Source organism: Euryhalocaulis sp., assembly GCF_013911995.1.
Taxonomy (GTDB): domain Bacteria; phylum Pseudomonadota; class Alphaproteobacteria; order Caulobacterales; family Maricaulaceae; genus Euryhalocaulis; species Euryhalocaulis caribicus.
The window spans coordinates 47250-69493 of record NZ_JACESD010000003.1 but is presented as its reverse complement, the minus strand read 5'-3'; the positions used below and the strand labels follow the sequence as shown (position 1 = coordinate 69493).

The 22244-nt window shown below is 65.1% G+C and carries 18 protein-coding genes; 7 read left to right on the top strand and 11 right to left on the bottom strand.

Annotated features, from left to right (window positions below):
• Window positions 1–2 precede the first annotated feature (2 nt).
• The 4 genes from H2040_RS01450 to H2040_RS01435 are packed head-to-tail and all read left to right on the top strand — an operon-like array spanning window position 3 to window position 5394.
• Entirely contained in the window at window positions 3–1367 is a 1365-nt protein-coding gene (locus tag H2040_RS01450; RefSeq protein ID WP_287153710.1) for a spinster family MFS transporter, read from the top strand.
• On the top strand, window positions 1364–3022 hold the full coding sequence (locus tag H2040_RS01445) for a carboxylesterase/lipase family protein (protein ID WP_287153708.1): 1659 nt from the start codon (window positions 1364–1366) through the stop codon (window positions 3020–3022). Before H2040_RS01450 ends, H2040_RS01445 begins: the two co-directional genes overlap by 4 nt.
• The gene (locus tag H2040_RS01440; protein WP_287153706.1) at window positions 3013–4653 is read left to right on the top strand and encodes an AMP-binding protein; all 1641 of its coding nucleotides are present in this window, start codon (window positions 3013–3015) and stop codon (window positions 4651–4653) included. The genes H2040_RS01445 and H2040_RS01440 overlap by 10 nt, the downstream gene beginning before the upstream one ends.
• Before the next feature lie 39 nt (window positions 4654–4692).
• Window positions 4693–5394, top strand: coding sequence for a TetR/AcrR family transcriptional regulator (locus tag H2040_RS01435; protein WP_022697456.1), 702 nt, complete (start codon window positions 4693–4695; stop codon window positions 5392–5394).
• Between the two features lie 44 nt (window positions 5395–5438).
• On the opposite strand, the gene H2040_RS01430 is transcribed toward H2040_RS01435, so the two are convergent.
• The 3 genes from H2040_RS01430 to H2040_RS01420 all read right to left on the bottom strand — a co-directional run bounded on the left by H2040_RS01430 (window position 5439) and on the right by H2040_RS01420 (window position 8631).
• Window positions 5439–6065 (bottom strand): trimeric intracellular cation channel family protein, encoded by a 627-nt coding sequence (locus H2040_RS01430; protein WP_033310648.1) that lies wholly within the window; start codon window positions 6063–6065, stop codon window positions 5439–5441.
• Window positions 6066–6146: 81 nt separating this feature from the next.
• Window positions 6147–7343: a BaiN/RdsA family NAD(P)/FAD-dependent oxidoreductase gene (locus H2040_RS01425; RefSeq protein WP_287153701.1), complete on the bottom strand. Its 1197-nt coding sequence runs from the start codon at window positions 7341–7343 to the stop codon at window positions 6147–6149.
• Window positions 7344–7404: 61 nt separating this feature from the next.
• Window positions 7405–8631: a patatin-like phospholipase family protein gene (locus tag H2040_RS01420; protein WP_287153698.1), complete on the bottom strand. Its 1227-nt coding sequence runs from the start codon at window positions 8629–8631 to the stop codon at window positions 7405–7407.
• A 146-nt stretch (window positions 8632–8777) separates the two neighbouring features.
• On the opposite strand from H2040_RS01420, the gene H2040_RS01415 reads away from it, so the two are divergent.
• Window positions 8778–9188 (top strand): response regulator, encoded by a 411-nt coding sequence (locus H2040_RS01415; RefSeq protein WP_287153696.1) that lies wholly within the window; start codon window positions 8778–8780, stop codon window positions 9186–9188.
• Here H2040_RS01415 and H2040_RS01410 read toward each other — a convergent pair.
• From H2040_RS01410 to H2040_RS01380, 7 genes are all read right to left on the bottom strand, one after another.
• Window positions 9185–10966 carry an ATP-binding protein gene (locus H2040_RS01410; protein ID WP_287153694.1) on the bottom strand — a complete coding sequence of 594 codons (1782 nt, stop codon included), beginning with the start codon at window positions 10964–10966 and terminating at the stop codon, window positions 9185–9187. The genes H2040_RS01415 and H2040_RS01410 overlap by 4 nt on opposite strands.
• Window positions 10963–11493 (bottom strand): TOL_0243 family YfiR-like periplasmic protein, encoded by a 531-nt coding sequence (locus H2040_RS01405; RefSeq protein ID WP_161624604.1) that lies wholly within the window; start codon window positions 11491–11493, stop codon window positions 10963–10965. Before H2040_RS01405 ends, H2040_RS01410 begins: the two co-directional genes overlap by 4 nt.
• A gap of 50 nt (window positions 11494–11543) precedes the next feature.
• On the bottom strand, window positions 11544–13436 hold the full coding sequence (locus tag H2040_RS01400) for a TOL_0244 family TonB-dependent receptor (protein WP_287153690.1): 1893 nt from the start codon (window positions 13434–13436) through the stop codon (window positions 11544–11546).
• A 145-nt stretch (window positions 13437–13581) separates the two neighbouring features.
• Window positions 13582–15000 (bottom strand): PepSY-associated TM helix domain-containing protein, encoded by a 1419-nt coding sequence (locus H2040_RS01395; RefSeq protein ID WP_287153688.1) that lies wholly within the window; start codon window positions 14998–15000, stop codon window positions 13582–13584.
• Window positions 15001–15013: 13 nt separating this feature from the next.
• Complete coding sequence (locus tag H2040_RS01390; RefSeq protein ID WP_287153686.1) at window positions 15014–15568, bottom strand: hypothetical protein; 555 nt, start codon at window positions 15566–15568, stop codon at window positions 15014–15016.
• Window positions 15569–15612: 44 nt separating this feature from the next.
• Entirely contained in the window at window positions 15613–17790 is a 2178-nt protein-coding gene (locus H2040_RS01385; RefSeq protein WP_287153684.1) for a TonB-dependent receptor, read from the bottom strand.
• A gap of 137 nt (window positions 17791–17927) precedes the next feature.
• A complete protein-coding gene (locus tag H2040_RS01380) occupies window positions 17928–18812 on the bottom strand; it encodes a YihY/virulence factor BrkB family protein (RefSeq protein WP_022697465.1) in 885 nt (294 codons plus the stop codon).
• 176 nt (window positions 18813–18988) lie between these two features.
• On the opposite strand from H2040_RS01380, the gene H2040_RS01375 reads away from it, so the two are divergent.
• Entirely contained in the window at window positions 18989–20419 is a 1431-nt protein-coding gene (locus H2040_RS01375) for a phospholipase D-like domain-containing protein (RefSeq protein ID WP_287153681.1), read from the top strand.
• Window positions 20420–20493: 74 nt separating this feature from the next.
• A complete protein-coding gene (locus H2040_RS01370; RefSeq protein ID WP_287153679.1) occupies window positions 20494–21402 on the top strand; it encodes an acyl-CoA thioesterase in 909 nt (302 codons plus the stop codon).
• Window positions 21403–21417: 15 nt separating this feature from the next.
• Here the strand turns inward: H2040_RS01370 and H2040_RS01365 are convergent, their stop codons facing one another.
• Window positions 21418–22080, bottom strand: a complete 663-nt coding sequence (locus H2040_RS01365; protein WP_287153677.1) for a helix-turn-helix domain-containing protein — start codon at window positions 22078–22080, stop codon at window positions 21418–21420.
• Between the last annotated feature and the right edge of the window lie 164 nt (window positions 22081–22244).

The window sequence follows — 22244 nt, the reverse complement described above, 5'->3', positions numbered from 1 at the left end:
CGATGACGGCGCGCTCGCCATCGATTGAAGCCTCCGATACGCCCGCCTCAGGCCCCGCCGCGACGGCGCGGCCGGGCGGGCGCGCCTGGTGGACGCTGGGCATGTTGTGCTTCGTCTATGTCCTGAACTTTCTGGACCGCCAGCTCCTGTCGATCCTGGCCAAGCCGATCCAGGACGATCTGGGCGTCACGGACGGTCAGCTGGGCCTGATCGGCGGGCTTTATTTTGCGCTCTTCTATTGCCTGATCGCCATTCCGGTCGGGTGGCTGGCGGACAAGACCAATCGCGTCCGCGTTCTGGGCTTTGCCTGCTTTCTGTGGAGCGCGGCGACCATTGCCTGCGGCCTGTCGCGAAACTATCCGCAGCTTGTCATCGCCCGCATGACCGTCGGCATCGGCGAGGCGGGCGGCGTGCCGCCGTCCTACGCCATTATTTCGGATTATTTCCCCTCCGGCATGCGGGGGCGGGCGCTTGGCCTTTATAATATGGGGCCGCCGATCGGCGCCGCCCTCGGGGTGGCTTTCGGCGCCTCCATCGCGGCGGCGTTCAGCTGGCGCGATGCGTTCGTCTCGATCGGCATTGTCGGCGTGGTGACCGCGCTGGCGGTTCTGGTCTTTGTCCGCGAGCCCAAACGCGGCGGCCTCGACGCCGGACCGGTCGCCGATACGCCCGCCCCCGCGCCGGCGCCGGCCGCCGCGCCGCCGCAGGAAAGCTTTCGCGCGACCTGCAAGATGTTCTTTGCGCATCCCTCGCTGCGGCTCATCGCGTTTGCCAGCGGCGCCACGCAGTTCGTGACCTATGCCGTGATCAATTTCACCACGCTCTTCCTGATGCGTGAAAAGGGCATGACGCTGGGCGAAATCGCCATCTATTACGCGTTGTTGCTGGGGCTGGGCGTCAGCGCCGGCATGTATGTGTCCGGGCGGCTGGTCGACTGGCTGTCGCGGCGCACGAAAGCGGCCTACGCCTATGTCCCGGCGGCGGGCCTCGTGGTCGCGGTGCCGTTTTTCATCGGCTTTGTCTGGGCGCCCACATGGCCCCTAGCCATGGCGTTCCTCACCGTGCCGACGGTTCTGAATTATTTCTACCTGTCGCCCGCCGTGGCGCTGGTCCAGGAAGGGGTCAAGCCGAACCAGCGAGTGCTGTCGGGGGCGCTTTTGCTGCTGGTGATGAATTTGATCGGTCTTGGCTTGGGGCCGACCTATCTCGGGGCGGCCAGCGATTTCTTCCGCGACAGCCATCCTGACAATTCACTGCAGATCGCCTTCTATACGCTCATCCCGTTCTATTTTCTCGCGATTGCGCTCTTCCTCTGGTTGGGCCGCATTCTGAGCCGCGAAACCGAAGCCGGAGGACGCTCCCGATGACCCTGCTATCCCGTATCGCGCCTGCCCTGTCGGCGGCCATTCTAGTTGCGGCGACCGCCGCCTGCGCCAGCACCGCCGAAAGCGGCGATGCTGTTGTCGACACCGCATCGGGACCGGTCCGGGGCGTGGCCCGGGACGGCTTGAAGATTTTCAAGGGCATCCCCTTTGCCGCGCCGCCCACCGGCGAAGCGCGCTGGACGCCGCCTGCGCCGGTCCCCGCGTGGGATGATGCGTTCGACGCCAGCGAATTCGGCAATGCCTGCATGCAGCCCCGCCGGCGTGGCTTCAGCATCTATGCCGATTCATCGCTGCCCGACACGAGCGAGGATTGCCTGAATCTGAATGTCTGGGCCCCGGAAAACGCCGCGAACGCGCCGGTTTTTGTCTGGATTCACGGCGGGTCGCTGACCAGCGGCGCGGGCAGCCAGTCCCTCTATAACGGCGCCGAGTTCGCCAAGCGCGGCATCGTCTATGTCTCCATCAATTACCGCCTCGGCGTTCTGGGTTATCTGGCCCATCCCGAACTCAGCGCGGAATCGCCGGACGGCGTCTCCGGCAATTACGGCCTCCTGGACCAGATCGCCGCGCTGGAATGGGTGGAGGACAATATCGCCGCGTTCGGCGGCGATCCGGACAATGTGACAATTGCCGGCGAGTCGGCGGGCGCCCTCAGCGTCACCTATCTGATGACCGCACCGGCGGCGCGCGGCCTGTTCGACAAAGCGATTGCGCAGAGCGCCTACATGCTCTCCACGCCCGAACTCAAGGAGGCGAGCTTCGGCGCGCCTTCCGCGGAAACCACGGGCGCCTATGTCGCCGGAAAAGTCGGGGCGGAAGACCTTGCGGCGCTCCGCGCGATGGAGCCGCAGTCTCTGATCGAGAAGGCGGCGCAGGCTGGCTATATTCCCTGGGGCACGGTCGACGGCCTTACGCTTCCGGGGCAGCCCGTGAACGTCTTCGATGAAGGCGAGCAGGCGCCGGTTCCGGTCATGGCCGGCTTCAATAGCGGTGAAATCCGGTCTTTGCGCTTCCTCCTGCCCAAGGCGCCGTCGAACGCCGAAGACTATGAAGCGGCAATCCGGAAAGGCTATGGCGATCTCGCCGGCGCCGCCCTGGAACACTATCCCTCACGGGACATCGACGAGGCGATGCTCGCCGCCACCCGCGACGCCATGTATGGCTGGACGGCGGAGCGCCTTGTCCGCAAGCAGGGGGAGATCGGTCAGCCCGGCTTCCTCTACATTTTCGATCACGGCTATCCCGCGGCGGACCAGAACGGGCTCAACGCCTTCCATGCCAGCGAACTGCCCTACATGTTCGGCAATCTCGACCGCATTTCAGAGTTCTGGCCGGCGCCCCCCGATACGGCGGAGGAGCGTGCGCTCTCCGAAGCGATGATCAGCTACTGGACGTCTTTCGCGCGCGATGGCGCGCCCGCCGCGGCGGATCAGCCCGCATGGCGGCCTTATGGCGCGGACGAAGCCTATATGTATTTCGCGGATACGCCTCACGGCGCGGACACCGACCTTCTGCCGGGCATGTTCGAACTGCATGAAGAGGTGATGTGCCGCCGCCGCGCGGCCGATGTCGGATGGACGTGGAATGTCGGCGTCATCGCGCCGCCATTGCCTCCGCAGGTTTCCGAATGCCAGTGACCGACGGGGCGATGCAGCCCTATGCGCTGACCCTCAACAAGTTCATCGAGCACGCCGCCAAATGGCATCCGGAGGCGGAAGTCGTGACCGGGCGCGGGGGGGACGCGGTCGACCGGACAGGATATGCGGCGCTGAAGGCGCGGGCTTTGCGGGTTTCCGCGGCTCTGGCCGGGCGCGGCGTCCTGTTCGGCGACCGCGTTGCAACGCTGGCCTGGAATACCCAGGCTCATGTCGAGGCCTGGTACGCCATCATGGGGATGGGGGCGGTTTGCCACACGCTCAATCCCCGCCTGACCGCCGCGCAGCTGGCCGCCATGCTGAACCAGTCAGAGGCGCGCGTGCTGATCGTCAGCGCCGACCTCGCCCCGCTGGCCCGCAAGATCGTGGCGGAGGCCGCCTCCGTTTCACAAATTCTTGTGATCGATGGCCCGGCGCCGGACTGGCGCGGCGAAGACCCGGACTTGTCCGTCTCCACGCTGGAAGACGCCATCGCCGGGGCTGACGGTCATGTCGTCTGGGGGGATTTCGACGAGACTTCGCCGTCCGGCCTGTGTTTCACCTCCGGCACGACAGGGTCGCCAAAGGGCGTCACCTATACTCACCGCTCCGGTTATCTTCATACGCTGCGGCAACTACAGGCCGACGTCATGGGGCTCACCGCCGCCGATGCCGTCCTGACCGTGGTGCCGATGTTCCACGCCAATGCCTGGGGCCTGCCTTTCGCCGCGCCCGCGGCGGGGGCGAAACTGGTGCTTCCCGGCCGTCTGGCGGACGGCGCCAGTCTGGCGCGCCTGATCGAATCCGAAGGCGTGACGATGGCCGTCGGCGTGCCCACTGTCTGGCTTGGTCTGCTGGAGCATGTCGAGGCAACCGGCGGCGACCTGCCAACGCTCAAGCGGATCATGGTGGGCGGCGCCGCCCTGGCGCCCGCCCTGATGGACCGGATAGAGCGGCGGCTGGGCGTGGCCGTTCAGACCAGCTGGGGCATGACCGAGCTTTCGCCGCTGGGCGTCAGCGCGGCGCCCGGCGACAGCGACCGCAAGGCCTGGATGTCAGGCCGACCGGCGGTCGGCGTGGACCTCCTGCTGACCGACGCGGAAGGGGAGCCTCTGGCGGATCAGCGCGCCGCGGAGGGGCATCTGCGGGTGCGGGGCTCCGCCGCGATAGAGCGTTATTTCGGCCATGATGAAGCGGCGACCGACGAAGAGGGCTGGTTCGATACCGGCGACCTTGCCCGGATAGACACCCGCGGAAACCTTATCATCACGGGCCGCGCCAAGGATCTGATCAAGTCGGGCGGCGAATGGATAAATCCGTCAGAGATCGAGGCCATTGTCGGCGCCCTGCCGCAGGTCTCGCAGGCCGCCGTAATCGGCCGGTCGGACGAAAAATGGGGCGAGCGTCCAATCCTCCTGGTCGAGCTGGCGGAGAACCAGTCCGTGACCGATGACGAATTGCTGGAGCCGTTGCGCGGCCGCGTGGCGTCGTGGTGGCTCCCCGATGCGGTCATGCGGCTGGACAACATGCCGCTGGGACCGACGGGCAAAATTGACAAGCTTCGCCTGAGGTCAGACTACAGGGATGCGTCCAGCGCCGAGGGTCAGTTTTCCGGCAAGCGGGCGGCTTCCTGAGCGGCATTGCTCTTGATCGGTGACGGAAAAGCTCAAGTTTTGTCTTCTGATGATGCGAAATCCGGGCGCAAGCCCCAGACAAGGGCGGAGCGCCGCGCTGAATCCATAGAGCTTATCCTCGATTCAGCCGAGGCCCTGTTCTCCAGGCGCGGTTTCTATGGCGTTACGCTGAAGGACATCGCCAAGCACGCCGATGTTCATCACACGCTGATCCATTATTATTTCGACGACAAGAAAGCCCTGTTCGACGCGGTGTTTTCCCGCCGCGCCCCCGTCTCGAGAGAGCGCCGGATGAAGGCGCTGGACGAATACGAAAAGTCGGCGAACGGCAAGCCGACCGTGGAGGGCGCGCTGCACGCCTTTCTGGATACCGATTTCGATCTCTATATCGAGGGCGGAAAGGCGTGGAAGAATGCGCTCGCCGTCGCCGCGCAAGTGGCGAACACCCCCGAATGGGGGGCCGAGCTGATGGAAAAGCACTTCGATTCCGTGGTCTTGCGCCTGATCGATATTCTCAAGAAGGCGCTCCCCGACTGTTCGGAGGAAGACATTTTCTGGGGCTATCACTTCGTGACCGGCGCGCTCATGCTGACGCTGGCGCGCACGGGCCGGATCGACAAACTCTCCGGCGGCGTCTGCGACTCCGATGACTTCCCGGCCGTCAAGGAACGCATGGCCGAGTTCATGGCGGCCGGATTCCACGCCGTCTGTGAAGAGCGGAAATCAGACCGCGCGACCTGAAAAGCGCCCGCCGCGAGACCGGGGCCTATGTTGCGGTCTGAGTCCTATTGCCGGGGCGGGTGGCCGAACTTGGGGGAGGGGATGTTGAACAGGATCGACGCCCCGCGAATGGCAAAGGTGATCAGGGCCGCCAGCGGCGCCGCCGCGGCGGCGGCAAGGCCAAGCTCCAGCAGCCCGATATAGGCGGCCGCGCCCAGCATGGCGGCGGTGGCGTAGATATCCTGCTTCAATATCAGCGGCGGTTCGTTCAGCAGCACGTCGCGCACCACCCCGCCGAACGTGGCGGTGACCGCGCCCATGAATATCGCGATAACCGGATGCGCGCCCGCGCCCAGCGCCGATTGCGCGCCCAGAATGGCGAAGGCGGACAGGCCCAGCGCATCGGCCCAGATCAGCGCCTTGATGCGGGAATCCAGAACCGACTGGGCCAGCGTCGCCACAATGGCGCCGGCCAGGCAGATGAACACCGCCGATATGTTCTCGATCCACCAGACCGGGAAGAAGCCCAGCAACACGTCGCGGATCGTGCCGCCGCCGACGCCGGTGACAAAGGCCAGCAGGGCCACGCCGAAGAAATCCATGTCCTGCCGCAGCGCCCGCAGCGCGCCGGAAATCGCGAAGACGAACAGTCCGAAGATATTCAGGATTTCCAGGACGTTCAGGGTGCTCACGGGCGCGCTCGCTTGCGGAGAGGAAAGGGGGACCGGAACTGGTTCTAGGTCAGGCGCGCGGCCCGGCGCAATCGCGCGCGCCTAGTCCGCTTCCGCCGCCGCGGCGGCGCTGGCCCATGCCCACTGGAAATTATAGCCGCCCAGCCAGCCGGTCACGTCCACGCACTCGCCGATGAAATAGAGGCCGGAGACAAGGCGGCTTTCCATGGTCTTTGACGAGAGCTGATCGGTATCGAGGCCCCCGACCGTGACCTCCGCCGTGCGCCAGCCTTCCGTGCCGGAGGGTTGCAGGCGCCAGTCCGACAAATCCGCCGCGACCGCGTCCAGATGCGCATGGGAGAGATCGGCCATGCGCGGCGCGTCCTTCACCACGCCGCGCGCCTTCAGGCACTCCGCCAGGCGCTTGGGCAGAAGCGCCTCCAGCGCGCCGCTCAGCGACTTCATCGGGTGTTGCGCCTTCAGGTCCCGCAGGGCCGCCGCGCCGTCGCCGCCGCCGAACAGGTCGATGGAGACCGGCTCTCCGGGGCTCCAATAGGAGGAAACCTGCAGGATGGCCGGGCCGGACAGGCCGCGATGGGTGAACAGCATGGCTTCGTCGAAGGTGGCGTCTCCCGCCTGCGCGCGCACCGGACAGGCGACGCCGGAGATCGCGGCGAAGGCCTCCTTGTCCGCGCCCTCGAAGGTAAAGGGGACAAGGCCCGCAACGGGTTTGACGATACGGTGGCCGAATTGCTCCGCGAGATCGTAGGCAAAGCCGGTTGCGCCCATTTTCGGGATGGAAAGCCCGCCGGTGGCGACCACTAGGCGTCCGGCGTCCAGCGGCCCGTCCGAAGTCTGCAGCCGGAACCCCTCCGGCGTCTTCTCGACCGCGCTGACAGGGGTGGAAAGCCGCAACTCGCCGCCCGCGGCGGCCAGTTCGTCCAGCAGCATTTGGATAATCGCGCCGGAGCGTTCGTCGCAGAAAAGCTGGCCCAGCGTTTTCTCGTGCCAGCCAATGCCGTGCCGCGCCATCAGATCCAGAAAATCCTGCGGCGTGTAGCGCGCCAGCGCCGATTTCGCGAAATGCGGGTTCTGCGACAGGAAGCGTTCGGGCCGCGTATGGATATTGGTGAAGTTGCAGCGCCCGCCGCCGGAAATACGCACTTTCTCCGCCGGCTTGGCGGCGTGATCGATGACCAGAACGCGCCGCCCGCGCTGCCCGGCCAGCGCGCCGTGGAACAGGCCGGCGGCCCCGGCGCCGATCACGATGGTATCGAAAGATGTCTCGCGGGCTGTCATGGGAACAGGACTTGGCTGAAAGCCCCGGAAATGTCGACGGCGCAGCGCGCACGCGGCGCCGCTATTTCCCGTCCGGGCAGGCCGGCGGCGCCGGCGCGGTTGCGCCGCCCGCATCCTCGAAAGGCGTCTCCAGCCAGGGCGGCCCCGCTTCGCCCAGCCTCTCGGCGTAATCGTAGAGCGTGCGCAGATATTGCTGCTGGAAGGGTTTCGCGGCGTCGCATTTGAACGTCTCGGGGATCAGGGCGAGATGAAAATTGAAGCCGTCGCGCTGCGCCAGATAATAGATGCGGGTAATGTCGGACATCGCCTGATAGCTCAGCAGCACCTCCAGAGACCGGTTGGTCAGGCGGTACCAGACCGGTCTCGGCGGGTCATAATCCGGCAGTCCCCGGCCATTGCGGATGACATAGATATCCAGGCCCACTTCGAAATCGGCGGCGTCCAGCAACTGCCCCAGCTGCACCTGCGGCTGGTAGGCAAAGACCTGTGACGTCACCCCGCCATCGGCGTGCAGCTCGGTATAGGTTTCGCCATTGGCGCGCACCCGGATCGCCACCGGCGGAAACAGGCCGGGAATGGCGGAAGAGGCCAGCAATACGTCCCGGAACAATTGCAGGGAATCCGGGCGGCCGCTGACGGCGATAGCGCCGAGATCCCAGACCACGGGCCGCCCGGCGTCCAGATTGGTCGTGGCGACCAGAAGACGTCGGCCCTTCCGGTGCTCGCGGGCGACGTCTCTCATCAATTGCGGCGTGGCATAGCGATTGACCAGCGCGCGCAGCGGGGCGGCGTCGGCCAGCGCCGGACCATTGATCATGTTGGGCAGGACCGCCGCCTGATAGACGTCGGACGGACCGATTTCGGTATAGGCTTCCTTCAGTTCGGCGTCATAGCCGGTCCCCAGAAACGCCAGCGGCGCAATGATGGCGCCCGTGCTGACGCCTGTGACAATCTGGAATTCCGGGCGCGTCCCGGTTTTCGTCCAGCCATTCAGCAGGCCCGCGCCGAACGCGCCATTGCCGCCGCCGCCCGACAGCGCCAGGAAATCGATCTCCACGGTTTCGCCGCGCGCGATGCGCTCGGCGTTGCGGGTGCGGATATGGCGCAGGTTTTCCGCCGCCGATTCCTCGATCCGCGGCGGCGCGGCGTCGCCCCAGTAGCGGATCTCGTCAAAGCCGGGCACTTGCGCGCTGTCGGCCAGCGCCTCCGGCACGGCGGTTCTGATCGGCGCGGCGCAGCCGGCCAGCAGGCTGGCGCCCATAAACGCGGCGAGAATCCAGATACGCATGAAGGCTGCTCGTCTCATCGGGCGTCCGCCCTTAAAACAGCACCGCCAAGGGGCGGGGACAAGCTTGTCTGACGCATATCCGGCCTTAAAATAGTCACGCCGCCGGCAATAAAACCGTGATTTTTCCGGACCGGACGGCGGGTTTTATGATGGCCGATATCGATGTTGAAGAGGGCGGCAAGTCCGTCGATCTGACGGGGAAGCGGGTCCTTGTCGTTGAGGATGAGCTTCTGATCGGGCTGGAGCTCGAACAGAGCCTGACCGACGCCGGATGCGCTGTCGCGGGACCGGTTGAATCCGTCGATCAGGCGAAAGAATTGATAGCCGGCGCGGCGCTGGACGCCGCGCTGCTGGACGTCAATCTGAATGGCCGGCCGGTGGACGAGATCGCCGGACTTCTGGCGGACCGCGATATTCCATTCGCCTTCGCGACCGGATGGGCCGCCGATAATTTGCCGCGCCCCTTTGCCGACCGTCCCGTCCTGCAAAAGCCGTTCAGCCCGCAAGACGTTCTGGCCGTATTACGCCTTCTTCTGGACCGGCCTTCGGCGGTCTAGGCTCCGCCATTGCCGTTTGCTGAAGGCTTCAGGCGCCGCGCCAGGGCGCGATCCAGATCTTCCATCGCGTAGGGTTTTCTCAGGATCGTGAAATCGGCGGTCAGGGTCAGCTCGTCCTCGCTATATCCCGTGGTCAGGATGATCGGCAGGTCCGGCCAGGTTTCGCGCACGCGTTCGGCCAGTTCCAGACCGTTCATTCCGCCCGGCATGACGATGTCGGAAAACATGATGTCGAAATCACGGTTTTCTTCCAGCGCCGTCAGCGCCTCGGCGGCGGAGGAAACGCGGCGGCAGTCATGGCCCAGAAGCTCGACCAGTTCGCAAACCATGCGCGCGACATTGTCGTCGTCCTCCACCAGTAGCACCCGCGCCGCCCCATGCGCGGATGACGGGGCCGGGGTTTCGTCCCGCTGGCCGTCGTCAGCCGGCGCTTCCTTCGAACGCGGCAGGATCAGGCTGATCGTCGTACCTTGGTCCAGGGCGCTGTCAATCTCCGCCCAGCCGCCCGACTGGGAGGCAAAACCATAGACTTGCGACAGGCCCAGACCCGTTCCCTTGTCCACGTCCTTTGTCGTGAAGAAGGGCTCAAACGCCCGCGCCACGGTCTCTTCCGACATGCCCGCCCCCGTGTCGGTGACGGACAGGCGCACCATTTCACGGTCGCGGCCGTCCTCGGCATGAATGATGTTCTCGCCTTCGATGGTCAGGGCGCCGCCATTGGGCATGGCGTCGCGCGCATTCACCGCGAGATTCAGAATGACCAGTTCGAATTGTCCTGAATCCACCTTGATGGGCCACAGCGTTTCCGGTGTCCGCAGGGTGACGCTGATATCCTCGCGCAGGGATCGCTCCAGCAGCTCGCGCATCCCCTCGACCTGCTTGCCGGGATGGATCACCTGCGGCTTGAGTTTCTGACGGCGCGCGAACGCCAGCAATTGCCGTGTCAGGCCCGCGCCCCTGTCCACTGCCTTTTCGATGCTCTCCAGGATCATGTTGCGGCGCTCGCCGTCGGCGCTTTTCTCCAGCAGCCGCAACCCGCTGGATACGGTCATCAGAAGATTGTTGAAATCGTGCGCCACGCCGCCCACCAGCTGGCCCATCGCCTCCATCTTCTGGCTCTGCCTCAGCGCCTGTTCGGCCCGCTCGCGTTCATCAATCTGCACGCGCAGCGCATCGTTCGCGGCGGCCAGCTCGCGCGCGCGCAAATCCAGATTGGCGTTGGCCCGCCGAAGCGCGGTGTGGGCGATGCCCAGAACCACGACCACCAGCGCCGCCATGAAGACCAGCATCGCCATGACGCCATAACGGATCAGGCGGCTGATCAGCGGAATCGTCACCACGCGCAGATAGACAGCGCCAAAAACGCTTTCCCCGCGTCTTACGGGCGCGGCCGCCACGGCGCGCCCGTTCTCGAGATGCGGGGCGGCGCGGATAATATTGGTGGTCGGCAGCTCCACGTTCGGGCCGGACGTATAGGACGCCACCATCATGCCGGTTTCGTCATAGACCGCGGACGCCTCGATATCGGGATTGGCGCGCAGCGCGTTCACATAGTCCTGGGCGGTCTGGTTATCGTCGAAGGCCAGCGGCGCGCTCAGGCTGTCGGCCAGGATCTCGACCTGCACCCGCACTTCTTTCAGCTTCTGCTGTTCATAGAAACGTTCGCTATAGATCACCGTCGCCAGCCCGCCGATCAGCAGCAGGAACGCCGCGCTGAGGGCGGCGATCTCGGGAACGCGCCACAGGCGCGAACGCGGCCGGGCCGGCGCCTGGGTCATGTATCGGTCCTCCGGACGCTCACCGCGATGCCCAGCAGGCGCGAACTGACTTTCAGCCCGTGCCGGGTGGCCTGCATGTCGTCGACATGAAACCGCACACGATTGTCTATGACCTCGAAATGGATGACGCCGCGCGCCTCGTCTCCAGCCGCGCTGTCAGTCACGGTCAGCACGGGCGTCTCCCCGCTGGCGGCCAGCCCGTCAGCGACGCTCTGATAGCCGGAGCCGGACAGATAGGCGACGTGACACCCTGAATCGCGCCCGATGCGGTGCAGGCGATGGACGGAAAGCGGCCGTCCGGCGGCGGTCTGTTCCTCGACCATCCTGTCCAGCAACACGCCGAACGGATCCTCGCCGATAATGCAGATGCGAACGGGCGTGGCCGGGCTGGGAAAGGCCTCGGCGGGCCATGAAATGAAATCCGCGAAACGATAGAGGAAGGTCGCCTTGATCGGCGCTTCCAGCGACTCGCCGCTATCCTGCGCCGCGGCCTGCGGGGAGGCGGCCGCCAGGACGATCGCAAGCAAAGCCAGACCTTTGACCGCCAGCCTGACCGGGGATGCGCCTGTCAGCACCTCTAGAAACCCCACCTCAAACCCACATGAACCCCGCGGCGCGCCTCCTGCGCGAAATTGGCGGCGTCGGTTTCCGGATGGCTTTCGTCAAGCAGATTGATACCGGCCAGGGTCAGCTCCACGTCGTCGGTCACCATCCATCCTATGCGCGCATCCAGTTCCACATAACCGGGAATGGCCGGGTTGGGCAGGTCATCAATCCAGCGCAGGTCCGCGTCCAGGCGCAGGCGTTCATTGATATCCATGCGGGAATGGATTTTCGCCTGCCAGGACGGATCGTTGCCGGTGGAAGGCGGGCTGGCGATATTGGTCGCGCCCGGCTGCAGATCGAAATCCTTTTCCAGCGTGGTCAGGCCGGCGCTCAGCCGCCACCAGTCCGTTGCCTGCCAGTCGCCCCAGACTTCCACGCCATAGGTCTGGCCGTGAAGCTGGTTGAGGAATTGCGCGGGGAAACCGCCGTCTGCCGACAGGGCGGTGTTGCGCAGATCGTCATAGTCATTGAGGAAGACCGATACGGAGACGGAAGTGTTTTGCGTGGGACGGCCTCGATAACCGGCCTCATAGGCGATCAATTCCTCGCTGCCGAAATTCGGCCCGCCCAGGAATATTCCCTCCGCCACAAGGTCCCGGTCCACCCGCACCGGCGTCCGGATCGCGCGGGACGCGGCGGCCCACAGAAGCGTTCTGTCATTGGGCGTCCAGGCCAGCCGGGCGCTCGGCAGATAGTCGAAATCGGAATAGGAACTGTATTCGAATTTCACGCCCAGCGTCAGGGTCAGCGTTTCTTTCAGGCTGATCTCGTCCTGCAGGAAGAGATTGGCCAGCTCCTGATGATCCTGTTCCGGATCCAGGGTGAAGGCGCCGGGGGCGCGGAAAATATCGTGGATATAGCGATAGCCGCCGCCCCAGTTCAGTTGGTGACGGCCCAGCGGCGCCAGCGCGTTCTGGAAGAAGATGTCCGCGGTTTCCGTCTCGTCATAGAGTGCGACATCCTCCCGCGTGGAGGTGTCGTAATAGGCGCGGATCATGGTCCAGCCGCCATTATCCAGATCGTGCGTCCAGCGGCCCAGAAGATTGCCGCCGCTTAGATCGCCCGCGCCGATATTGTCGTCGAAGAAATCGCCCTGGAAGGTGAAGCGGTTGGAGCCGGCCTGCCAGTCGGTGCGGAATCCGCCGGTCACGCCGTCATAGCCGTCCATCGCGTCGCCGCCGCCCGGGGCCAGCGTATGCTCGCGATTGAAGGCGTTTGCATAGACGCGGAACGAGGCGTTTTCGCCGATCTTGCCGCCAAAGCGGGCGGTCGCGGTGCGGTCCAGAGACCCGTAAGTGCCGCGCGCGGCCCAGCCCTGCGTATCGGCGGAATTCTTGGTGATGACGCTGATCACGCCATTGACCGCGTTCGCGCCCCACGTCGCGCCGCCGGGGCCGCTGATCACCTCGATGCGGCGCACGTCCTCCAGCAGCACGTGTTCTTCGTCCCAGAAGACCCCGGAATGAAGCGGCGCATAGACGCTGCGCCCATCGATCACGACCAGCAGCTTGTTCGCGGTTTCAACCGAATTGAACCCGCGCGCGGAGATGGCGTATTGCGAGGCGCTGTCCCGCGCGACGTGAAGGTTCGGGGCCAGGCGCAACGCTTCGGGAAGGCTGGTCACGCCGGAGCGGCGTATTTCCTCGGGCGTGATGACATAGATCGCGGAGGGGGCTTCGCTGATCGGCTCGCGGCGGCGGGAGACGGAGAAAATTTCCAGCCGGGCCAGTTCCTCGATGGAATAATCGCGGAGATCCTCGACCTGCGCCGCCGCTGCCGGGGCGGGGGAAAGTAGCGTCGCGGCCATGGCGGCGGACAGCGCACACATCGCTGTGCCGTGCAGGCGATTTGCCCGGAAAATCATACGCTTCCCCCCACGGTCCCGCGCTCCCCTTAAGAACCTTGATTACCCGCGATCTGGAAATGCGGATAAAACTGACCGTAAGCCTATACGTGTCGCGGCGGGGAAGGTTCCTGCGCAATGGCGCCTGCGCCGGGAAAGCGTTCCGTCAGGCGGATTTTCGCGTCAGCCCGGCGGCCAGAAACCCGGCGGCGAGGAGGACGGCGGACAGATTGACCGCCAGCGCCGCATCTTGCGCCGCATAAGCTCCGAAAAGGATGGCGTGACACAGCGCGACGCCCGCCAGCGCCGCCGCTGACGCCAGCATCAGGATCCGGACTGTCCGGTCCTGATTCATAAACAGGGAAAGACCGGCCGCCGCCGCCATGACCGCCCAGAAACAGCCCGCGGGAGATAGCGGCAGGACCAGCGCCGCAATGGCCGACAGGGCCAGCGCCACGGGCGCGCCCCAGACAAAGCCGGACCACAGCCTGTTGATGACGTCCTTCTTGCCGCGCTTGGCCAGCCAGATATTGATCCCGGTCACCGAAACCACGCTCAGCGCCAGCCCGAAAATCCCGTAGAAAACCTTCGAAAGCATCCCGCCAAACTGGCCGAAATGCGCCTGATACACGGAGAAAATGACCTGTTGCCCGGCCTCGCCGTCTGCGAAACCGGCCGGGCCGAGATAGTTTCCGGCCGCGTCGAAGCGGTATTGTTCGGCATAGATCAGGCGGCCCGGATGGGTGGCGCCGATAATCATGTATTGCTGCGGCGTGCCGGCGTCCTCGATGGTCAGATAGAAGGGTTCGGCCTGCGGCGCTATTTCGTCCATCCGGGTCAGCGCGGCGCTGAGGCCGACCGGCTCCATGTCCTGCGCCAGCGCGGGTTCCGCGCCATAGAGCGCGGCCATGGCCTGTGTCCGGTCGCCGTCAAAATAGGTCTGCGAAAGCGGCCCCATGACCAGGCCGAAGAAGCCGAAAAACGCGCCTGTCACGGCGATCACAAGGTGAAACGGCGCGCCCCAGACGCTCAGCCGGTTATGGATGTCGGTCTGTTCCAGCTGCCGCGATCCGCCCAGCCGCAGATTGAACGCATCCTTGAGGATGCGGGGATGGGCGAAGAAGCCGGAAACGATCAGCCCGCAAAGGATCGCCCCGAACGCGCTGACGAAAATCATCCCGATATTGCGCGGCAGGTGCAGGTAAAGGTGCAGATTGACCAGCATATCGGTCCATTCATGCGCCACTTCCGCGCCCAGCGTGCCGTCCGGATGCACCAGCCAGGTCTGGTTTTCCGATGAAATCGTCAGGCGCGGACGCTTCTCCGTCGGCAGCATGACGAACATGTGGTGGGTGACTTCCACTCCGCTGGCGGTCAGTTCGTTATAGGTGGTCTCCAGCGCCTGCGGGTCGAATTCGGTGAAAGTGTCGCCGCGCGGCTGCTCCCATTGCTGCAATTCCTGACCGAAAACCGCCAGCGTTCCCGACAGGCAGATCAGATACATCAGCGCGCCGGTCATCAGGCCCAGCCAGGAATGGCTGGCCAGGGAGCGCTTTACGAAGCCGGAAGGAAGGGAAAATCTCATCGAAGGGCGCGTTTTACAGATAGATCAGCGCGGCGCCAGCAGCCCCGGCGGCAATAATGGCGGCCGCCGGACGGACCAGTTTCGTGTCCGCAATGGTCCAGTAAGCGGCGATTCCCCACACCACCGGGATCAGAAGGAAGGAAAACGCCATGCGGTTTGCCGCGCTTCCGGGCAGCAGATTCAACGCCGCGATGGTGAAAAGCGCGGAGGAAACCGCCGCAACCGGGGTCGAAATCAGGAAAAGAAGGCCGTGCCGGACCAGGCGATTCATGCGGCCACGCGTGGCGTGCACCGGCCCGGAAGGCTTCCTTTCGACCCGGGCGCGGCTGAATTTGGCGCGGGGAAGCACCGCGATCCACGCCAGAAAGCCCAGTGTCAGAAGGGCGTAAGCCGTCCCGTATTCGGGTCCCGAGGCGCCGATCCAGAGAGGCAGCGAGGCCGCGACCAGCGCCCAGCCGGCGATAACCGGCAGGGTGCGGCCCGGTCTGGGCCGCCGTTTCCAGGCAAAATGCAGGCAGAACACGCCCGCAATGGCGCTCAGAACGGCTGCGAACCCGGCCCAGATCATGCTGTTTTTGGGTCGAAATCAGTCAAGAAAGGCTCCGTTTCCGCCTAGAAATCGGCCGAAACCGACACGAAGACGCTGCGCGGCGCGCTCAGCACCAGATAATTCGCGCCCGGAAAGCCGCCCGCCGACGCCCAGTAGGACTCGTCGGTGAGGTTCTCCATGCGCGCCCGGAAGGTCACGCCGCGGTCATAGAGCGTGGTCTCATAGCGCACGCCGGCGTCCAGACGGGTCCAGGAATCCAGCTGGATGGTGTTCGCCTGATTGGTTTCCTGTTCGCCGGTATAGATGATGCGGCCATCAAGGGTCAGGCCGGGCACGGCCGGAACGTCCCATTCGGCGTTCAGATTGGCCTGAACCTCGGGCACGCCGATGGCGGTCTTGCCGTCGAACTGGCCGTTCTGCGTGCGCGAAAGCTCCGCATCCAGAAGCGTCAGGCCGCCCAGAAGACGGACATTTTCGGCCAGTTCGCCGAACACGCTCAACTCGATCCCGGTGTTTTCCTGCTCTCCGGCGACCGAGAAGACATTGTTTTCGACAAAGGCGCTGGGCAGCGTGGTCGAAAACGCGCTCAGCGTGCCGCCGAATCCGTCCCAGTCCACCTTGATTCCGGCCTCGTACTGCTCGGCGGTGAAGGGGGCGAAGACCTCGCCGGCATTCTCCACCGGCGCGCCGCCGCTGGTGGCCGGGGCGGTCTGGCCGGGGATCAGCGCCTCGGCATAGTTGGCGTAGAGCGAAACCCGGTCGCTGGCGCGATAGACCAGCGCGAAAGCCGGGGTGATCGCGTCATCCTCGTACCGCGAAAGCTCCGCGCCGGTATTATAATCAAAGGAGGCGGTCTCGATATTCTGATAGCGCGCGCCCAGCGTCGCCAGCAGGCGACCGTCGAACAGCGACACGATATCGGCGATGGCGAGGCTGGAATTATCCACTTCCTCGGTCACCAGCGGATCGGACAGATCGCCGCCGACAAAGAAATCCGGGACCGGCGGGGCGACCGCGAACGGGTCATAGAGATCACCCGCGAAACCGGCGAAACTGGAAAAGGCGTAGGCGTTTTCAGACTCCGACGAAATGGCGGAGCCTGACGCGATCAGGCGGTGGCCGATGGCGCCGGTCTCGAACTCCGCCCGCACGCCGGCGTCGGCGGAGAGGATATTATCCTCCCGCACATTGTCGAAGCGATAGGCGGTGGTGACCCCGTCCGCCTGGGCGCTGGGATTGGCCAGCACATTGTCCTCTTCGCCATTGCGCGCGCCGGCCGCAGCCCAGACGGTGACATTGTCCGTCAGGTCGAATTCGCCGCGCACCGCGCCGAACAGCTGGCGCTCGTCCGTATAGGTCCAGGGCTGGGCGAAATTGACGCTGGCGTCCGGCGGCTCAGGGATCTCGCCCAGCGGGGTGACGCTGGGGCGCGGGGCGTCGATGCGGTGGTCCTGAAAGCCGATATCGGCGGAGAAGCGGAAGCGCGGGCCCTGATAATCGGCTCCGGCGGACAGCACCGTCAGCTCCCGGTCCTGATTATCCACGGCGGTTTCGCCGTCGCGGCGCACGGCGTTCACGCGCAGGCCCAGCGCGTCATCGGCGCCGAAGCGGCGGCCGATATCCAGCGCGCCATAGCCCTGCCCCTGATTGCCATAACCAACGGTCAGGCGGGTGAGGGGATCGTCCGGGGCGCGCTTGGGCACAAGGTTGAAGGCGCCGCCCACGCCGCTGCCGCCGGGCGCAGCGCCGTTCAGGAAGGAATTGGCGCCGCGGAAGACCTCCACGCGCTCCAGCATCTCGGCGGCCACGAACTGGCGCGGCAGGATGCCGTAGACGCCGTTATAGGTCATGTCGTCCGAATAAACCGGGAAGCCGCGGATGACATAAAGCTCCTGAAAATTGCCGAAGCCGCGCGCCACGCGCACGACCGGATCGTTCTGGAGGACATCGGCCACGCTTTCGGCCTGCTGGTCGCGGATCAGCTTTTCGGTGTAGGCGGTGGCGTTGAACGGCAGGTCCATGAAATCGACATTGCCCAGCATGCCCGCGCGTCCGCCGCGGGCCACCTGACCGCCTTCATATTCGTTCAGCAGGCCGACTTGGGAGCCGTCGCCCAGCACGATGATGGTGTCGAGCGCCGCGGTCTGCGTTTCCGCATTCTCCGCATCCTGTGCCTGCGCGCCCATGCCCGCCGCGCCCGCCAGCGCCATCGCCGAAACGGTGGTGATAAGGAATTTCATGATTTTGCCCCCGCGAACCCTGCCGCCATTCAATGAGATTGCGAGTAATTCGCATTATTGTTTGTGCGGTGCAAGACAGCGACGTGCAAGTCGCGCGCGGCGTCCGGTCGCGGGGGAAGCGTGGCGGCGGCCCGGCGTCAGCCAGCGGCGCGGAGCCGGGCCTTGCGGCGCGCCCGCATGACGGCGTTGAGCTGCGCGCCGAGGCAGATGACATAGGACGACACCCACATCCACATCAGCAGCGCGGCCACCGCCCCAAGCGACCCGAAGGTCTTGTTGTAATTGGCGAAATCGGCCGCATAGATGGAGAACAGCCCCGAGGCGGCGATCCAGACAATGGCGGCGAACAGGGCGCCGGGGGTGAACCATTTGAAACGGCGGTCCCGCTTGTGCGCCGGCGCCCACTGATAAAGCGCGGCGACCGCGGTCATGAACAGCAGGATCACGCCCGCCCAGCGCGCCAGATGGATCAGGATTTCGCTGAGCGTGCCGATCCGCAGCGCCTCCAGCACGGGCGGGATGGCGGCGATGGCGGTCACCGAAAGAAGCGCGAAGATCACCCCGCCCACGGTGAAGCCAAGAGACATGATGTAATGTTTCACCATGCCGCGCGTCTCCTCCACCTCATAGGCCACATTCAACGCCGCGATCAGCGCGCGCGCACCCTTGGACGAGGCCCAGAACGCGAAGGCCAGCGCCAGAATCGCGCCAAACCCGGCACCGGCCTTGTCGGCGGAGGCTATGGATTCAAGCTGGTCGGAGATGATGGAGTAGGCGTCCGGCGGCATCAGGGTTTGCAGAATCTGCATCTGGCGGAAAACCGCCTCCGGGTCGGCGAAGAATCCCCAGATGGTCAGGGCCGCGCCCAGCGCCGGAAACACCGCCAGAAAACCGAAAAAGGCGACGCCCGCCGCCAGAAGCCCCAGATTGTTCCGGCCGACGCGGTCCATGACCTGCCGTCCGATGGAAAATGCGATCCGAAGCCCGGCCCGGGCGCGGGCCAGCGGTTTTGCGTGCGTCATGGGCCAATAGCGATTCATTGGCGCGCCGGGTTCCCGGCGCGCGACACTTTGACAGCCAATCTGGCAAAGCGCAGACCTTGAAACCATTCCGGCGCGGCGGCGTTGCAATCGCGTCCCGTCCAGAAAGAGTTGCAGGACCATAGCGATGGCAAGACACCGCGTGCGGAAATCCGCTCATGGATGACTCCCGTTTTCTGATACCGGGCCAGACATGCTGGCGGGTCGAGCAGGCCGGCCAGTTCTCCGTGCTGATCGACGGGTGCGATTATTACCGCGCCCTGAAACGCTGCATTCTCCAGGCCCGGGAGCAGGTCCTGATGATCGGCTGGGACTTCGATACGCGGATCGAGTTCGAGCCGGAGGGAAAAACCCTGGAAGGCCCCAACAAGCTGGGCCCGTTCCTGAACTGGCTGACAGAGACGCGGCCCGATCTGGAAGTCCGGTTGCTGCGCTGGAATCTGGGGCTGTGGGAGGCCTTGAAACGCGGCGAGACCCCGCTATTCCTGTTGCGCTGGATGATGGGCGAGGAAGTTCATATCCGGCTGGACGCGGCGCATCCCCCGGCGGCCAGCCATCACCAGAAATTCGTGGTAATCGACGATGCGCTGGCCTTTTGCGGCGGCATCGATTTGACCAAGGGCCGCTGGGACACGCGCGAACACCTGGACCGCAACCCGTCCCGCCGGTCGGGCCGGGGCGCGCCGCTGGGCCCCTGGCATGATGCGACGACCTGCGTCGATGGCGAAGCCGCCAAGGCGCTGGGCGATCTGGGGCGGATCCGCTGGAAGCGGGCCACCGGCGACGAGCTTACGGCCCCGGAAAGCAAGCACACGCTGTGGCCCGAGGATATCGAACCCACCCTGACCGGGGTGGAGCTGGGCATATCCCGGACCATGGGCGCGTTCGACAAATATCCCGAGACGCTGGAAATCGAGACGCTGACCCTCAAGGCGATCCGCGAGGCGAGGAAGACCCTTTATATCGAGAGCCAGTATTTTGCCTCCCGCCGCATCGCCGAGGCGATGATCGAGCGGCTGCAGGAGGAGGATGGACCGGAAATCGTGGTGGTGACGCCCGAGTCACAGGCGGGCTGGCTGGAGGAAAAGACCATGGGGTCGGCGCGCGCCAAGCTGCTGAGCCTGGTCGAGAAATCCGATCCGCATGACCGCTTCCGCATCTATTATCCAGTGACCGCGAAGGGGACGCCGATCTATGTCCACGCCAAGATCATGGCGGTGGACGACCGGCTGTTGAAGATCGGGTCCGCCAATCTGAACAACCGCTCCATGGGATACGACACCGAATGCGACATCTCGCTGGAGGCGGGGGCGGAAGACGGCCATTTGCAGCGGACCATAACCGGGGTCCGGAATGACCTTCTGGCCGAGCATCTGGGCCTCAGCGTGGAAGACGTGGAAAAGCGGCTGGAAGAGGCGGACGGCTCCATCATCGCGGTGATCGATTCCGGCCGCGAAGGCCGGCATCTGGAGCCGCTGCCCATCCGGCAACTGGACGCGGCGGACGAGGTAATGTCCGAACAGGAAATGCTGGATCCGATCCGGCCCTTCTCGCTGCGTCGCGCCATTCGCCGGCGTATCGGCCTCTGATTGCCGGCCGCGTCATCTTGCTCTCGCCGCCCCGATGCGCCAGCTAGTGAAGCGGCAAGAACGGGGTTTCAGCGATGAGTGACCAGTCCGAAGACAACCAGAGCGCATCGGATATGCCCAGCAGCGAGGATCTGGCCGCGCGGCTGGTCCGGCTGCTGCAGGTCGAGACGCTGGACACCGATCTTTATCGCGGTCCGCGCAATCCCGGCGGTCAGGGCCGCGTGTTCGGCGGGCAGGTGATCGGCCAGGCGCTGATGGCCGCGACCGGCTCCATCGAGGACGAAAAGGTCGCCCATTCCCTGCACGCCTATTTCATGCGGCCGGGGGACGAGCAGTTGCCCATCATCTACCGCGTGGAGCGCGACCATGACGGCGGCAGTTTCGCCACGCGCCGCATCATCGCCATCCAGAACGGCAAGCCGATCCTGAACATGGCGGCGTCGTTCCAGCGGCCGGAGACGGGCCTGTCGCACCAGTTCGACATGCCGGACGCGCCGGACCCGGACACGCTGCCCACCGAGAGCGAGGTGGTGTTGCGCCACCGCGACCGGCTGCCCGAACCCTTTGTCGAATTCATCACCCGCCGCAGGCCGATCGAGGTGCGCCACGCGGACGAATGGACCCTGGCCAGTCCGCGGAAGGGGGAGCCGCGCCGCCGCCTGTGGTTCCGCGCCGCCGGACCGCTGGGCGATGATCCGAAGATGCACCGCGCCGTGCTGTCCTATGCCTCGGACATGGCGCTGATGGGGGCCTGCATGCAGCCGCACGGGGTGAGCTGGCTGACTGACCGGATGCAGACGGCCAGCCTGGATCACGCTGTCTGGCTGCATGACGATTTCCGGGCCGATGAGTGGCTGCTCTACGCGACCGACAGCCCTTGGTCGGGCGGCGGGCGCGGCTTCAATCGCGGCCAGATATTCACCCGTGACGGGCGGCTGGTCGCCAGCACCGCGCAGGAAGCCCTGATTCGCCTGAAGGAGTAGAAAGGCGCCGCGGCCCTAGTCGGAGACCGGCTCGGCCTTGCGTTCGGCTTCCATCCGGCGGGCCTGCAGCAGCGTCTCGAGATGGATGTCGCCGCTGCCGCCGCATACGCCCATGATCATCGCTTCCTCGCCCTCGCCGACGATGTAGGCGTGGCCCATATTGGAGTCGATATAGAAGGACTCCCACTTGCGCAGGATCACCGGATCGTAGAATTCGGTATGAACCTCGACCACGCCTTCCAACACGAAGATATATTCCTCGCCCGCGTGGCGGACCAGCTCGCCAAATTCCTCGATCGACTTGGCGCGGACCTTGGTCATGATCGGAATCATGCGCTTCTTACGAAGGTCCGTGCACAGATAATAGTAATCATAGTTCGGGGTTTCGACGCGCAGGGCGTCGTCCATCGTGCCCTTGCTCTTGCGGCCCGTGATGGCGCCGTTGGCGGCGCTTTCCGGCGGGGTGCTGAACAGGTCCGACATGGGAATCGACAGGCGCTGGCTGAGCTGTTGCAGCTTGTCGTAGGTCAGCGTCAGGCGGTCGTGTTCGATCTTGGACAGCGTGGATAGCGGGATGCCCGATTGCGCGCTCATCTCCTTGAGCGTCCAGCCGTTGCGCTTGCGTATGTCGCGTACGACCGTGCCCAGCGTGGCGCGCGACTCCGCGTCTTCACTCATCCGAACTCTCCACTCGAAACGGCTCGTCTGGCCGGACCCCGATTTCCCGATTGGAAAATCCTGACCCGAACAGGATCAAACCTAATCGCCCCGGCCTGGCTTTGCAAAAACCCTTTGAAGTCAGGGGGCTGCGCCGGGCGCTTCAGGCCCGCGGGGCGCGACTC